Origin of the sequence: Dyadobacter frigoris (assembly GCF_005280585.1) — a bacterium.
Taxonomy (GTDB): Bacteria; Bacteroidota; Bacteroidia; order Cytophagales; family Spirosomataceae; genus Dyadobacter; species Dyadobacter frigoris.
Genome location: NZ_SZVO01000001.1, coordinates 669891 through 684766, shown reverse-complemented (window position 1 = coordinate 684766; position 14876 = coordinate 669891). Strand labels below are relative to the sequence as shown.

Genomic DNA, 14876 nt, shown 5'->3' with positions numbered 1-14876 from the left:
TCGGGATTTACTTTCGGTTAGTTTCCATACCGGACTACCAGTTAACTTAAAACCGGAGCACACAAAGAGTCCGGATAGACAATATCTTTGCAGTGCATTTACCAAAATCATTGTTTATGAAGTTGTCAAATTTATACCTTTTACCCTTTTTACTTTTCGTTTTACATTTTGCCAAAGCGCAGGAAATAGCACTGGATCCTGTGACGGTGACGTCCTCGCTTATTGAAAAAAGGGCATCGGAAAGTGGCCGTAATATTGCGGTTATCAAAGGTGATTTATTTCAAAATCTGCCGGTTCACAGTATCGATGATCTGTTGAAATACATTCCCGGACTGGAAATTCAGGCACGCGGCCCTATGGGTTCTCAAAGTGATATCGTTTTAAGAGGCGGAACATTCCAGCAGGTTCTGGTAATTATGGACGGTTTGCGACTGAACGATCCGAACACCGGTCATTTCAGCAGTTACATTCCCATCGCTCCTTCCGAAATTGAACGTATTGAAGTTCTAAAAGGAGCTTCCTCTGCTATTTACGGTTCTGAGGCAGTCGGTGGTGTTATCTATATTATTTCAAAAACTTTTGCTGCAAAACTGGCTGCAAAAGGTGATGATATATCTGCTGTAAGCAATGACAAAACTGCTGTAAACGCTTCTGCGGCTGGCGGTCAGTATGGTCTATTTACCGGCAATGTTGGTGCATTTGTTCAAAGAAATAAGCTGGCAGTTTCCGGCGGATTTATTTCAAATAATGCGGATGGCGTTCAGCAACGAGGCACCAAAGGTTATTTCCATAATAATACAGCTTCACTTTCAGCAAACTATGCATTTTCTCCTGCCTGGAATGTTGCTGTCAGATCTTCCTTTGATCACCGTGATTTCGCGGCACAAAATTTTTATACCGCCGCAAAATCAGATACTGCCAATGAGCAGGTAAAAACACTTTGGAACCAGGTGAAGGTGGGCTATAAAAAAGGGAAATCTGCGTTTTCTTTTGATGGGGGATATAAATATGTTGAAGATCAATATTCATTCAATTCTGTTTCCATCCGAAATAATAGCAAATCGAAATTGTGGCAGGGATTATTAACCTGGCAGCAGATTTTCACTTCCAGCACCAGTCTGGTTGCGGGTTTGAATTATCAAAATAAAAACATTGCTTCCAATGACCGCGGAGATCATTCGATAAATCAGCTGGCACCTTTTATTACTTTGTCTCAAAGAATTGGAGAATATTTTACCGTAAGTCCTTCTATTCGTTTTGACTGGCGGGAAAAAATTGGAACTGAAGCAGTTCCACAGGTTAATTTATCATACAAAAAAGACAACTGGCAATTACGCGGAAGTGCAGGAAAAACAATACGTGATGCCGATTTTACTGAACGTTATAACAATTACAAAAAACCTGTTGTAAGCAATGGAAGCAGCGTCGGCGATCCGGCACTGAAAGCGGAAACATCATTCAGTTACGAAGCAGGTGCTGACTGGTTTTTAACAAATCTGAAACTTTCCGGAACAGTTTTCCAACGCAGACAAAGCAATCTGATCGATTATACTTCCACGCCTTACGCACAAATGCCACGGAAGGATAATCTCTCGCCGACCGGCACGTATGCTCTGGCAAAAAATATTGCCAGTGTGAATACAACCGGTGTTGAAATGGATATCCAGTATTCTAAAACCATAGCCGACAGACAAAAATTGTGGCTCACAACAGGACTTACCTGGCTGAATAGTGAAAGCAGCGAAACGACTTCGTTTTATATATCATCACACGCCAAATTCCTGGGCAATTTTTCAGCGTTATACCAATATTCCAACTTTTCTTTAAGCATCAACGGTATCTATAAAAACCGAGCAAAACGTGAAGCCACGGCCATTGAAGCTACTATTTCCAGAGATTATTTCTTGTTGAACGTAAAAGCTGAATACGCGATCTTGAAAAAAACATTAGCCGTTTTTGTTCAGGCCGATAATATTGGAGATACAAAATACAGCGATCTACTAGGTGCTAAAATGCCAGGAAGATGGGTGATGGGTGGGTTGAGATATAGTTTCGCGAAGTAGTTATGTCACCCTTTCCGGGTTCGTAAATAATTCGCCATAACGTCTTTTTTACAATAATGTCATCCTTTCAGGATTTGATCTAATTCAAAATCCTAACCATAATTTTAAAAACAGGTTCGCATTGATCCAGCAATAATCGACAATAATAATTTGAAATAAGTATGTGGATGAAATTATTTAATTCTATTAAATTCAAATAGTTAAACAAAAATTAAATATATCCAGGTACTTAATTACAGGATTGCGATATCACACTTCAAGAATCTTCGTTGCTAAATACAGTTTCCTATAATTGTGCCAGTACTTCGGACTCATTTTACAATCCTGAAAGGATGACATTATTATAGAAAAAACAGGGTCATATACATCTGCAAACCACGAAGTGGTGACATTATATATTTTATTTTTATGCATTTGAGGTGGAAGAATTAAATCTTTCCTCAACAACACTTCGTACATATATAAAAGTTATTTTAAAAGACGCATCTTGCCGATTCAAATAAAAATATGTTGTACCTGACTCTAATGTTAACCTTGTTCTCTACATTGATTTCTTCAGAAAAATCGGTTTCTCAAACAGAAATTATAAAACCGGCAACAGGCGAAACTGCAAAAATGAATCTATATTTTTTAAGTGGCTTGGGTGCAGATAAACGTGTTTTTGATAAATTAAAACTGAACGATCGTTATGCTGTTCACTATATCGATTGGATTCCGCCAAGAAAAAAAGAACCGCTGCATGATTATGCTTTACGATTAATTGCACAAATGGATACTACCAAACCATTCCAGTTAGTCGGACTTTCTTTTGGCGGCATTATGGCTTCTGAAATTGCGGAGATCATTCGTCCTGAACAGATTATATTGATTTCTAGTACCCCTGCCAATATTCCGGTTTCTAAATTTAACCGTGGTTTGATTAAATTTCTTTTGTTCAGTCCGTTTTCTGCACCGATATTAAAATCGGCCAATTCATTTACTTACAAATTCTTTGGAGCCGATACTCCTGAATTAAAAACGTTGCTAAGACAAATTCTTCACGATACGGATAGCAAGTTTTTGAAATGGGCACTAACCCGCATGACCGATTGGAATCATCCTGATAAAGCAGAAAACTTGTACCACATCCATGGCTCAGCTGACAGACTTATTCCTTTGAAAATTGTAAAACCAGATATCATAATTGAAGGTGGCGGACATTTAATGGTTTACAAACAACATGAAGAAATATCAAAAATCCTGAATCAGCAGCTCGCGACAAAATTTAAATAATTAAAATTTATTTCCTCTTTGACCCAACCTCGCTCCCACCCTTTGTAGTTTATTTTATTGACAGCGAAAGTTTCTGTCATTCTTCAAACTTTAACTTCAAAGGGTCATGAAAAAAGGAAAATTAGTAATTGGAATGATTTTGCTGGCGCTGATGCAGCTGGTAGCTTGTGAAAGAAATGATGTGGATGTGGCAGCGGACAAGGTTAAATCTTTCAAACTTAGTAGCATTGAAGCTTCAAAAGAAACAGGAATTAAACGGAAGGAACCAGTTATTTTTACACTTGGCAGTGAATTACCAGCAAGTAATTATCGCTGGAAAGTCTCTCCAAATGAGTACATCTTCATTAACAAAGGCCGCGAAAACACTACCATTATTTTTGACAAGGCCGGTAAATATACCGTCGTTGCCCAAGATAGTATCACATTGGATTCCGTCTTTATCAATGTAGAAGTGGGCACCGAAATTTATCAGGATATTTTGGAGCCAATTGCACTTGGAGATATAATTTCCCTCACGCCTATTACTTACCCAGACTCTGCTTTCCATCTGGATTTCGCTGCATTAACGAAAAATAACTACACATGTTCAAATAATTCTTTAACTTATTCATTAGGTAAAACCGGGGATACATATCAAATTAATTTCAGCGGGGTGACAATTCCGGCCAATTGTTTGGGGGAAAGTTCGAAAGGAAAAAGTAAGATCGTGTTTAACTGGCTTATTAAAGAGAATGTAACCTATGATCTTGAAATTACCTTAAACGGAAAAACTTACAAAGGTTCTTTTGAAAGAAAAGGAGGAAAATACCAGTTCACATGGCCTTATGATGATGGAGTAATTTTCACCACTAAGACATTGTAACGAAAACCTAACAAAAATTAACGCCGGCAAACACTCACCTTTGTCGGCGTTTGGAGCATAAGCTTGAACAACTTAGAGGAAATATTAGCCGGTTGCCGCCGAAAAGAGCGTCAGAGTCAGGAGAAACTGTATCGTCAGTTTTATCCTGTCCTGTTTGCCTTATGCAGAAATTTTTTTGAAGACAAACATGATATCGTTACTGCCATCAATAATGGAATGATGAAGGTTTTCAAAAATCTGGATCAATATGATGCAGCAAAAGGTGAGTTTTTTAACTGGATGTATACGACGGTTAGAAACGCTGCGCTGACTTTGCTCCGGGATAAGAAAACGCAGCATTTTGATTACGATGAAATTAAGGAAAACATGTTTTTTGAATCTAAAGAAAATCCGTTTCAGGAACTGGAATACAATGATATTGAAATTTATATGAGTCAGTTGCCCTTAGCAACACGCCGGGTTTCCAGTCTTTTTTATCTGGATGGATTTTCGGTAAAGGAAATTGCAGAAGCATTAAGTATTAGTGAAGGAACGGTGAAATGGCATTTGAGTGAAAGTCGCAGCAGACTGAAAACTATATTTGAAAAGTCGATTTAAGACCTTGTGAGCAAGAAAAACCTACATATCAAAAAGTACCTTAGCGGAAAATTACCTGAACCGGAAGTTCAGGTGGATGATGCGTGGGCACAAATGAATGATATGCTTAGCGAAACCTCTGCTCCTGATCCTCTGGCTCCGGAAGCAGGTAAATTCAAGTATCTTTTGAAATATGGTCTGGGATTTTTGTCCGGAGTTGCTATTGTTGCCGGTAGCTGGCTTTTACTTCCTGAAAATAACAAAATAAAAACCACCCTAAAATCGAATTTGGAGGAAAAACGTCAAGATAGTATTGAACTTAATGATGCGCTTGAAGAAGTAAAACCAAACGTTGCTGAAAATCTTATTATAGGAGAAGACAGTTTACAAGATAATTCGACTGGCATTGAAAATAATATCATAACTGACTCATTACCAAATGATAAAATACATTCTAAACAATTTACAGATACCAAAAATCAATCCGTTAATTCAGGTTTAACCAATCAATCTGAAATCAGATTACCCTATACAAAAACGAATTCGGAAAGTAAGGAAAACGATCGAAACAAATTAACTCCGCTAGTCCCGGAATCCGATCATTTTGAAAATACGATAAAGAAAAAGATTAACATAAGAATCGTATCAAACAGATTACCAGAAAGTAATAGAAAAAATGCAAGGCTAGTAACTTCGAAAGAGAAAGAATCCGGTAGCAATACTTTTGAAAAATCTTTTAATACAGCGAAAAGTCGGTCTTCTTATTTTGAACAGAAAAACAGTTCACAGGAAAATACAAATGAGATAAAATCAGGTAAAATCATATTTTCTGTGAAAAATCTTGTTTCAAAATCAACCCGATTTCCTGGCCCAGGAAAAAATCGGATTGTAACAATTCCTGTAAAATCAGAAATCAAAAAAGAGGAAAACAAAAAAGTTAAATCTAAAAAGCCCCTTTTAGAAACTATTCATATAGGATTGGAATGGAATGCCTCGTCTTCATTCAAAAACACAAAGTACATTTTAAGCGGAGCCGATAGTATCAACCGGCCTTATCTTTTACTCATTCCCGGTCTTTGGCTTAGTAAAGATTTCAGCGAAAAACAGTCTGTGACTGCAAGCTTTTTCGCTTACCAATCTTATTTTGGCGGAAATAAACTAATCAACCAAAGAGCAGACTCCGTATTTACGGCTACAAAAAATACGAACATGATCAAAGCCGTGGGCTTGAATTTATCTTTACAATATAATTACCGGTTTTATTCCAATTGGGCGGTTTCTGGCGGTGTTTCTTATAGTAAGTTAAGAAAAGCGTTATTTCAGGAAAATCTTCAAAACTATGCGGGTATAATTATTCCTGTCTCTATGGTTACTTTGAAAAAACCGGATCTTACCAACTTCATTCAAACCAATCTTATCAGTTTCAAAACCGGCATTATATTCAATCCCGGCCGATATCAGCTCGGAGCTAATCTGATTGTTCCACTGACCAATGTTTCCGTTACTTCAACACCTTTGAAAACTTTGAACGGACAAATTTTCTTTCGTTTCCAGTTAAAATGATCATCAAATCTTCTGATTACATTACTTTCCAAATCATCTTTTAGATTATTAGAAGAACAGCTTCATTTATTTGGATTAAATCTAATCAATGAATAGCTTTGCGTCTTATTAAGACTAATTACATACAAGGCAACCTATCTAATGACGCAATTAAGATTTACAATCACTTTGGTATTAGCCGCCTGGCTGATTTCGAGTAGTGCATTTTCACAGGGAACAGGGAAAATTAAGGGAACAATCAGAACATCAGACGGCGTTGGTGCAGAGTTTGTAAATGTGGGATTGAAAGGACTTTCGAAAGGCTCAACAGCCAATGCAAAAGGAGAATACGAAATTAAAAATATTGAAGCAGGAAAATATATTCTGATCGCGTCCTTCATCGGACTTGAAACAAAAGAAATTGCTGTTGATGTAAAATCAGGAGAAACAACGGTTTTATCTGATATAACACTTAAAGAAAATGCGCAGACTTTAACCGAAGTAGTCATCAGCGCACAAGGAAAATTGCAACGTGAATCCAGCGAATATGTTTCCAAAATGAATTTAAAAAACCTGGAAAATCCTCAGGTGTACACAACCATCACAAGAGAATTGCTAAGAGAACAACTTGTTTTCAGCATTGACGACGCGCTAAAAAATGCGCCTGGTGTAAGCAAAATGTGGGAGGCTACAGGCCGCAGCGGAGATGGCGGAAGTTATTACAATTCCCGCGGTTTTATCTTGCAAAGCAAGTTGAGAAATGGTATTGCGGGTAATGTTTCTACAAAAATCGATGCAGCAAATCTTGAAAGTATTGAAGTGATTAAAGGCCCATCTGCTACTTTATTCGGAAGTTCACTGACTTCTTATGGCGGTCTGATCAACCGGGTTACTAAAAAACCTTTCGCAAAATTTGGAGGCGAGCTTTCCTATTCAACCGGAAGTTTTGGATTTAACCGTATCAGTGCCGATATTAATACACCACTTGATTCTGCAAAAAATATTCTTTTGCGTGTAAACACAGCTTACAATTACGAAGGAAGTTTCCAGGATAACGGGTTTGGTAAAATGTTCGTCTTTGCTCCGAGCTTATCGTACAAGGTAAATGAGAAATTGTCGTTCAACATAGATGCTGAAATTTTTAGTGGTCAAAATCAAGGCAATACACTTTTTTTCTTTCCTTTTGGCCAAACCATTGCTAGCTTAGGAGTTAACAGAGCAGATCAGATTTCACTTGACTACAAGCGTTCTTTTTCAAGAGGCGATCTTTCCCAGACTTCAAGAAACATGAATTTCTTTGGTCAGATGAATTACAAGATTTCTGATAGCTGGACTTCTTCAACCAATTTCACTTCAACCAACAGCTATTCGGATGGTGTAAATCCATACTTCTACATACTTAGTAAATCAGCAGTAACAGGAATTTCTACGGATATTGGTAATGGCTACGTTTCACGCAATGACCAGGCAACAGAAAATAGTAAGGACCGTGTGATCGAAATTCAGCAAAACTTTAACGGTGATTTCCAGCTTGCCGGCATGAGAAACCGTTTTATTGGTGGTCTTGATTTCTTCCAGCGCAAAGCAGATCAATACTTTACAGGTGTAACTGTTGACACAATAGCTACAACGGGTTCAATTCCAACATACGGAAACTTCAACCTCAACACATTGAAAGCTGCTTATCAGGCGGGCAAAGGTTTTGTTTATCCTTACAATTTCCTTACAAATACATACAGTGCCTATGTTTCGGATGTATTGAATATTACGGATAACCTGATCGTTTCGGCGGGATTACGTATTGATTATTTTGATAACAAAGGTACTTATAGCATCACAACAGGCGAAAAATCGGGCGGTTACAACCAGACTGCTTTTTCGCCCAAATTTGGATTGATCTACATGCCTATTAAAGATGTTGTGTCAATTTTTGCTAATTACCAGAACGGTTTTACGAACCAGGTAGGAAATACTTTTGGCGGCGCGACTTTCAAACCGGAACATGCAAATCAGACAGAAGCTGGTGTGAAGTTGAATGCACTAAATGGAAAATTAACCACTACTTTAAGTTATTACGACATTCAGGTTTCGGATCTTATTCGTGCGGATGTTGCCCATCCAAATTTTTCGATTCAGGACGGAACACAGCGAAGTAAGGGTTTTGAAGCAGAAATCATTGCTCAACCATTACGTGGTTTTAATATAATCGCAGGTTTTGCCTATAATGATTCGAAGTTTGAAAAAGCCGATGAAGATGTTGTTGGCCTTCGTCCTGCAACGGCGATGTCTCCTTACATTGGTAACTTATGGCTTAGCTACCGCATTCCTGAAGGAATGGTTCGCGGTCTTGGATTCGGTTTTGGCGGAAACTATGCAAGCGATAATAAAGTAGTAAACAGCAGAAGCCAGGGAACTTTCATTTTGCCTGAATATACAATTTTGAATGCGACTGCTTTCTACGAACAATCTAAATTCAGATTTGGTGTGAAAGTGGATAACATTACTGATAAAAAATACTGGATTGGTTATTCGACCATGAATCCACAAAAATTGAGAAGCTTTACAGCGAGTCTTTCTTTCCGGTTTTAAGCATAAACCAGACTGATTTTCCGGATAAAGCATACTGATTCTCTTCCCGTATTCTGGTCAAAAAAACCGGAATACGGGATTCGTGTTAAAAATTTTGTTGCAGCGTTTGAAAACTCATTTACCATGAAAAAGGTCTTACATTTTCTCCACCTCTGGTTCGGAATCGGTTCAGGAATCATCGTTTTCATCCTGGCTGTAACGGGCTGTATTTACGCGTTCCAGCTCGAAATTCAGGATGCCACGCAATCATTCCGCTTTGTAGAACCTCAGAAAAAAGCTTTTTTGTCACCTTCTGAATTTAGAGTCATTGCGGAAAAAGCCTTGCCAAATAAAAAAATTCACAGTGTGCAGTATGCGGATAACAAAACTGCTGTTGTCATCACTTTTTTCAATTTCGATCCTGAATATTATTATCTGATGTTTGCTAATCCGTACACCGGTGAAATTCAGGAAACGAGAAATATGGATAGCGATTTCTTTCGGTTTATTCTGTTAGGACATTATTATTTATGGCTTCCGCCGACCATTGGTCAACCGATTGCCGCATCAGCTACGCTGATCTTTGTTTTCATGCTGATTTCTGGTTTGGTACTTTGGTGGCCTAAAAATAAAGCGGCTTTGAAACAAAGATTTAAAGTGAAATGGAATGCGCAATGGAGAAGAAAAAATTATGACCTGCATAATGTTTTAGGTTTTTATTCAATTCCAATCGCGCTTATAATTGCTTGTACAGGTTTGATCATGGGTTTTCAGTGGTTTTCTAAAAGTGTGTATTGGGCAACTTCGGGCGGACAAACCATGACGCAATTTTATGAACCCGAATCCAAAGGAAAACCAGTTTTAGATAAGAATACTCCTGCAATTGATTTCCTTTGGAAGAAGACAATTGCTGAAAATCCGACAGCGCAGACCATTGAAATGCATTATCCGGAAACGGCTAAATCTACGATTGCAGCTGTTACAAACCCTATCGCAGGAACATATTATAAAGCGGATTATATTTACTATGATCAATATAGTTTAAAACCAGTCCCGGTAACCCATAATTTCGGCAGATATCATGACAAGATTACTTTGGCCAATAAAATCATGCGAATGAACTATGATATTCACATCGGTGCAATTGTTGGTTTGCCTGGGAAAATATTGGCTTTCATTATATCTTTCATAACGGCCAGTTTGCCGGTAACCGGATTTATAATTTGGTGGGGAAGAAGGAAGAAAAGTAAAAAACCAAAGGTTAAAATGGGTGTTAAAAAAGAAATGGTAAAAAATTAAACGAAGAGTAAACAGAGTTTAGCAGGGAGTTGCACAGAGTTTTAATTAATTATCAGCGTAACTCTGCGTGAAACTTTTGAACTCTGCGTTTAAAGGTTTCACACAAAGCAAAAAAGTTAGGCGCAAAGTTCGCAAAGCTAATTCGCGGTCTTTGCGTTATTTCTTATTTGCTTTGCGTGAAACCTTTCTTTAAAACTTATGCTAAGAATACTAAGAAGCGACAGCGATAATCCAGATTTCAGGAAACTTACAGGCGATTTGGATATCGAGCTTTGTAAAATCTATAATACAAATCCCGAAGACTACGAAGAATACAACCGAATCACCGGCTTACCCACCGTTGTTCTTGCCTACGAAAACGAAGAACCAATCGGCTGCGGTTGTTTTAAGATTTTCAATGATAAAGCCGTTGAAATCAAGCGCATGTTCATCAAAGAAAACCAAAGAGGAAAAGGAATTGCTTCTGCTATTTTAGCCGAAATAGAAAACTGGGCGAAGGAGCTCGGTTACACAGAAGCCGTATTGGAAACAGGAAAAGGTCAGCCTAAGGCGATTAATCTATATATGAAATACGGTTATCAAATCACCGAAAACTACAATCAATATGATGATCTGGAAATTAGCGTTTGCCTGAAAAAAGTGTTGTAAACAAAAAATGCGTGACATCTTTCGACATCACGCATCTCAAATACTTATTTTATTTTATATCAAAGAAACATACTTATTGATACTAACTTTCGCTTTCAGTTCATGCAGCAAGCTGAATAAACCAAAAAACGTACGGTTGATATAGATAAAATGTTTGGAACCGCGGTTCACATTCATTTTTCTCAAATTTTTATCATTCGCGTATTTCTCTCCCAATTCAACCAATCTAGCGAAGAAAACTTCGTTAGCAAAATCAAACTCTTCAACCTGAAAAGGCTCGGTAAACAAAGTCAGTATTTCGTGAAAAAGCTTTGAAAAATAAATAGTTTCCTCTGGTGTATCTTTTTCTGTAAGGATTTCGAGTTCAAATAATTTCCTTCTGAAAATTTCCGGATCATTCATATTTTCCTTTTCCGCAAGCTCGAAATAAGGTTTGTAAAAATCTTCCGGAATTTCTTTCATACAACCAAAATCGATTGCAATCAGGTTTTCGTCTTTGTCAACCAGGAAATTTCCGGGATGCGGATCTGCATGAACCTTCCTAAGCTGATGCACCTGGAACATATAAAAATCCCAAAGTGCCTGCCCGATTTTGTTTGAAGACTCTTGTGAAGGATTTGTTTTAACAAATTCAGAAAGGTGAATTCCCGTCATCCAGTCCATCGTAATCACACGTTCCGACGAAAATTCTTCATAATATTTTGGGAAACGAAGGTTTGGAATATGCGCACATGCTTCTCCGATTTCCTTGCTTTGTGCAATTTCCAGAATATAATTCGTTTCCTCCGTCAGCTTGGTTTCAACCTCTTTGAAATATTTGTCTGAATCCTTACTCTGGATATTGAACATCTTCATCGCAATTGGTTTCACCAGCGCCAGGTCCGAAGTAATACTTTCGGCAACGCCCGGATACTGGATTTTTACCGCTAATTCCTTACCATTTGCAGTCGCCTTATGCACCTGACCGATACTGGCAGCATTAATCGCATTTGGATTAAAGGTATCAAAAAGATCAAGCGGCGATTTGCCGAAATACTTTCTAAACGTTTTAATAACCAAAGGAGCCGATAAAGGCGGTACTGAAAATTGCGAAAGCGAGAATTTCTCAACGTAAGCCTGCGGCATAAAACTTTTCTCCATGCTGAGCATCTGAGCCAGTTTCAAGGCACTTCCTTTCAGGTTTTTCAAGCCATCGTAAATATCTTCTGCGTTATTTGTATTCAGATTATCCCGTGCAGATTCAGGATTAGTGATCTTCTCACCGTAATATTTTAAATAATTTCCACCGATTTTAACACCGGTAGTAATCAATTTGGATGCACGCTGAATTTTTGAAGTAGGTATGCTGTCTATGGTTTCCATTCACTACCGTAATTTTTCTTTAATTAAAAATTTGCCAAAATCGAGCACACTTTCCAATGGAGTCGTGTCAATTAGATCGAACGTGGCACGGATTGATTTTTCGATAAAAAGATCTGTTTTTTCAAATGCAACGGATTCATCGTCAAGCCAGAATTTCATGGTTACCAAAAGCTGTATCCAGGCTCCTTCTTCCAGACCATCCTGCTGCAGTTTTTGAATCCGCTCACTTTTTACCTTTAAATATCCCTGGCTGATCTGAGAAATAAAGTTTTTAAACTCAGATCTCAATTCTTTCAGTTTCATCAAACCATTCAACTTGCTCTGATCACCTTTTAGAGCGAAAACCACATAACTTCTGTTGGCGGTCAGAATTTCAAAGAAAGTATAGTAATAGGTTAATAACTTATCACGAAAACCAAGTAGCTCGGAATCAGCACTTTTGCTCATTAATTCCAGCGTTAGTTTATGAAAGCTGATGAAAACTGATTTTTCAATAGCCTCTATGGATGAGAAATAGGAATAAAATTCTTTCTCAACAATTCCGTTTCTTTTGCAAAACAGATAAACTGATTTTGGATTTTCGTTATTTTCCAGACAGTAATGAATGTACATTTCTGTGATACCGGCTGCTGAAATTTCTTTAATTTTTGTTGCCATCTTTTTTTGAATTAGCACATCGACACGATGATTTCCATTAAATTTAAACGACTAAAAAGATACTATTCTTATTTCCGGAATTATTAAGAGGGAAGAAACTCACCTTATTTTGGGTAGATAAGTTTCGCTTTATTTGATTTTTTTAACATCAACAGCTTACAAGCAACACGCATGAGATTAAAAGATCCGGCAAAAATTATTCTGGTATGCTGTCTGTTAGCTAACACAATTAGCCTGATTTTCATTACAGACTGGGCTCAAAATATTTTAGAAAACTGGCAACAAGCAATCGTTTTAGGAGTATTTATTTTTAGTATCGAATCCCTCATCCTGGCCCGACTTTTAAAACCCTATTACAAAGAGCTTTCGTTAGGCGAACTCTTTTCCCGGAAAAAACTCGTTATTGCAATAATCATGGGTTTCGTCGTCTGGATGCTTGCACAAATCTGGATTTACTACGGGAGCCAAATTCCCGCGCATTTTCCTTCATCATCACGAATAACAAAATACTTTTTGATATTTTTATTTAACTCGATTCCGGCAGCTTTAATCGAAGAATTCATTTTCCGTTTTCTTCCATTACATTTTGCAGAACAAAAAGAAATTCCCAGACAGCAACTAATCGGGTTGGCTGTTGTTGTAGCAATCATTTTCAGCCTTTCCCACGTTTCCGCCTATATTTTCCGTGATCACACAGATTTTTCAATGTTGGCACCACCATTAATCAGCGCCTTTTTTTATGGCATGGCCTATTTCTTTGTATACGTCGTCACAGATAATATTTATTTCACCACCTTGATTCACGCATTTAGCAACAATCAACTCTACTTGGTCAATTCTCCATATAACGATTTGTTCTATTTCTACACACTGATTTTTGTTACCCTGATCTGGTTTATGAGAAAGGAAATGCGAAGGATTTACCGATAAATCACCACGTATTTGTCAGAACAATCTTCCCAATGTGATCACTACTTTCCATTAATTCATGTGCTTTCGCCGCTTCTGCTATCGGAAATTCGCGGTTAATAACGGGGTTAAACTTTCCATTTTCCATTAATGGCCACACATTTTCAAGGATTTCTCTTGTCAAAGCGGCCTTAAATGCTACATCCCGGTTACGCAGAGTACTGCCTGTAATTGTCAACCGGTTTTTCATGATCAACCCAAAATCAACACCTTCGGCTTTATTACCTTTCATGGTATTGATAAAAACCATGCGGCCGTCAACGCGCAGCAATCTAAGATTTTTGGGAATATAATCTCCGCCAACCATATCCAGAATCACATCAACACCCTCGCTTCTTAACACATTTTCAAAGTCTTCTTTTTTATAATTAATACAAAGATCAGCACCCAATTCTTTGCAAGCTTCACATTTATCATCCGAGCCGGCCGTAGCAAAAACTTTTGCTCCGAAACCTTTCGCCAGCTGAATCGCTGTGATACCAATTCCGCTGCTGCCGCCATGAACCAAAAAGTTTTCTCCGCTTTGCAATTGTCCTTTTTGAAATGCATTATGCCAAACGGTATAAACGGTTTCAGGTAATGAGGCCGCTTCTATAAAAGAAAATCTTTTCGGAATTGGCAAACAATGCTGTGCGTTGACAACCGCATATTCAGCATAACCACCTCCCGCTAATAATGCGCAAACCGCATCACCAACTTTCCAGCTTTCGACATTTGCACCGCATTGCTCAATCGTTCCGGCAACTTCCAAACCCGGAATATCCTGAGGTGCTCCCGGTGGTGGCGGATAATTCCCTTTCCGTTGAAAAACATCAGGACGATTTATTCCCGCCGCAAAAACCTTGATTAAAACCTCATTTGATTTAAAAGCAGGAGCGGGTCGCTCCTGAATTTCTAAAACTTCCGGCCCTCCCGGCTGCGTAATGACAACTGCTTTCATGACTTTCTACATTATAAATCAACTTAACAATTACCGTGCCTTTTGTTTTTTAAAAAGCATTAACGAATTCTTTAAAAACACAAAAAACCCGAGAAATCTCAGGTTTCTTTATGTCAAT

Annotated in this window: 12 protein-coding genes; 9 read left to right on the top strand and 3 right to left on the bottom strand. The window is 38.0% G+C overall.

Annotation, left to right across the window (positions count from 1 at the left end):
- Positions 1 to 116: 116 nt before the first annotated feature.
- From FDK13_RS03105 to FDK13_RS03070, 8 genes are all read left to right on the top strand, one after another.
- On the top strand, positions 117 to 2063 hold the full coding sequence (locus tag FDK13_RS03105) for a TonB-dependent receptor plug domain-containing protein (RefSeq protein WP_137338504.1): 1947 nt from the start codon (positions 117 to 119) through the stop codon (positions 2061 to 2063).
- A gap of 615 nt (positions 2064 to 2678) precedes the next feature.
- Positions 2679 to 3335 carry an alpha/beta fold hydrolase gene (locus FDK13_RS03100; RefSeq protein WP_229215878.1) on the top strand — a complete coding sequence of 219 codons (657 nt, stop codon included), beginning with the start codon at positions 2679 to 2681 and terminating at the stop codon, positions 3333 to 3335.
- 106 nt (positions 3336 to 3441) lie between these two features.
- A complete protein-coding gene (locus FDK13_RS03095) occupies positions 3442 to 4197 on the top strand; it encodes a hypothetical protein (RefSeq protein ID WP_137338502.1) in 756 nt (251 codons plus the stop codon).
- 63 nt (positions 4198 to 4260) lie between these two features.
- On the top strand, positions 4261 to 4794 hold the full coding sequence (locus FDK13_RS03090) for an RNA polymerase sigma factor (protein ID WP_220417312.1): 534 nt from the start codon (positions 4261 to 4263) through the stop codon (positions 4792 to 4794).
- Positions 4795 to 4800: 6 nt separating this feature from the next.
- Entirely contained in the window at positions 4801 to 6336 is a 1536-nt protein-coding gene (locus FDK13_RS03085) for a hypothetical protein (RefSeq protein ID WP_137338500.1), read from the top strand.
- A gap of 141 nt (positions 6337 to 6477) precedes the next feature.
- On the top strand, positions 6478 to 8904 hold the full coding sequence (locus FDK13_RS03080) for a TonB-dependent receptor (protein WP_137338499.1): 2427 nt from the start codon (positions 6478 to 6480) through the stop codon (positions 8902 to 8904).
- A gap of 123 nt (positions 8905 to 9027) precedes the next feature.
- Positions 9028 to 10182: a PepSY-associated TM helix domain-containing protein gene (locus FDK13_RS03075; protein WP_137338498.1), complete on the top strand. Its 1155-nt coding sequence runs from the start codon at positions 9028 to 9030 to the stop codon at positions 10180 to 10182.
- A gap of 198 nt (positions 10183 to 10380) precedes the next feature.
- Positions 10381 to 10830, top strand: coding sequence for a GNAT family N-acetyltransferase (locus FDK13_RS03070; RefSeq protein ID WP_137338497.1), 450 nt, complete (start codon positions 10381 to 10383; stop codon positions 10828 to 10830).
- A 54-nt stretch (positions 10831 to 10884) separates the two neighbouring features.
- Here the strand turns inward: FDK13_RS03070 and FDK13_RS03065 are convergent, their stop codons facing one another.
- On the bottom strand, positions 10885 to 12192 hold the full coding sequence (locus tag FDK13_RS03065) for an ABC1 kinase family protein (protein ID WP_137338496.1): 1308 nt from the start codon (positions 12190 to 12192) through the stop codon (positions 10885 to 10887).
- Between the two features lie 3 nt (positions 12193 to 12195).
- Positions 12196 to 12849 carry a TetR family transcriptional regulator C-terminal domain-containing protein gene (locus FDK13_RS03060; protein WP_137338495.1) on the bottom strand — a complete coding sequence of 218 codons (654 nt, stop codon included), beginning with the start codon at positions 12847 to 12849 and terminating at the stop codon, positions 12196 to 12198.
- Between the two features lie 171 nt (positions 12850 to 13020).
- On the opposite strand from FDK13_RS03060, the gene FDK13_RS03055 reads away from it, so the two are divergent.
- Positions 13021 to 13779 carry a CPBP family intramembrane glutamic endopeptidase gene (locus FDK13_RS03055; RefSeq protein WP_137338494.1) on the top strand — a complete coding sequence of 253 codons (759 nt, stop codon included), beginning with the start codon at positions 13021 to 13023 and terminating at the stop codon, positions 13777 to 13779.
- 1 nt (position 13780) lies between these two features.
- On the opposite strand, the gene FDK13_RS03050 is transcribed toward FDK13_RS03055, so the two are convergent.
- Positions 13781 to 14758, bottom strand: a complete 978-nt coding sequence (locus FDK13_RS03050; protein ID WP_137338493.1) for an NAD(P)H-quinone oxidoreductase — start codon at positions 14756 to 14758, stop codon at positions 13781 to 13783.
- Positions 14759 to 14876: the final 118 nt, after the last annotated feature.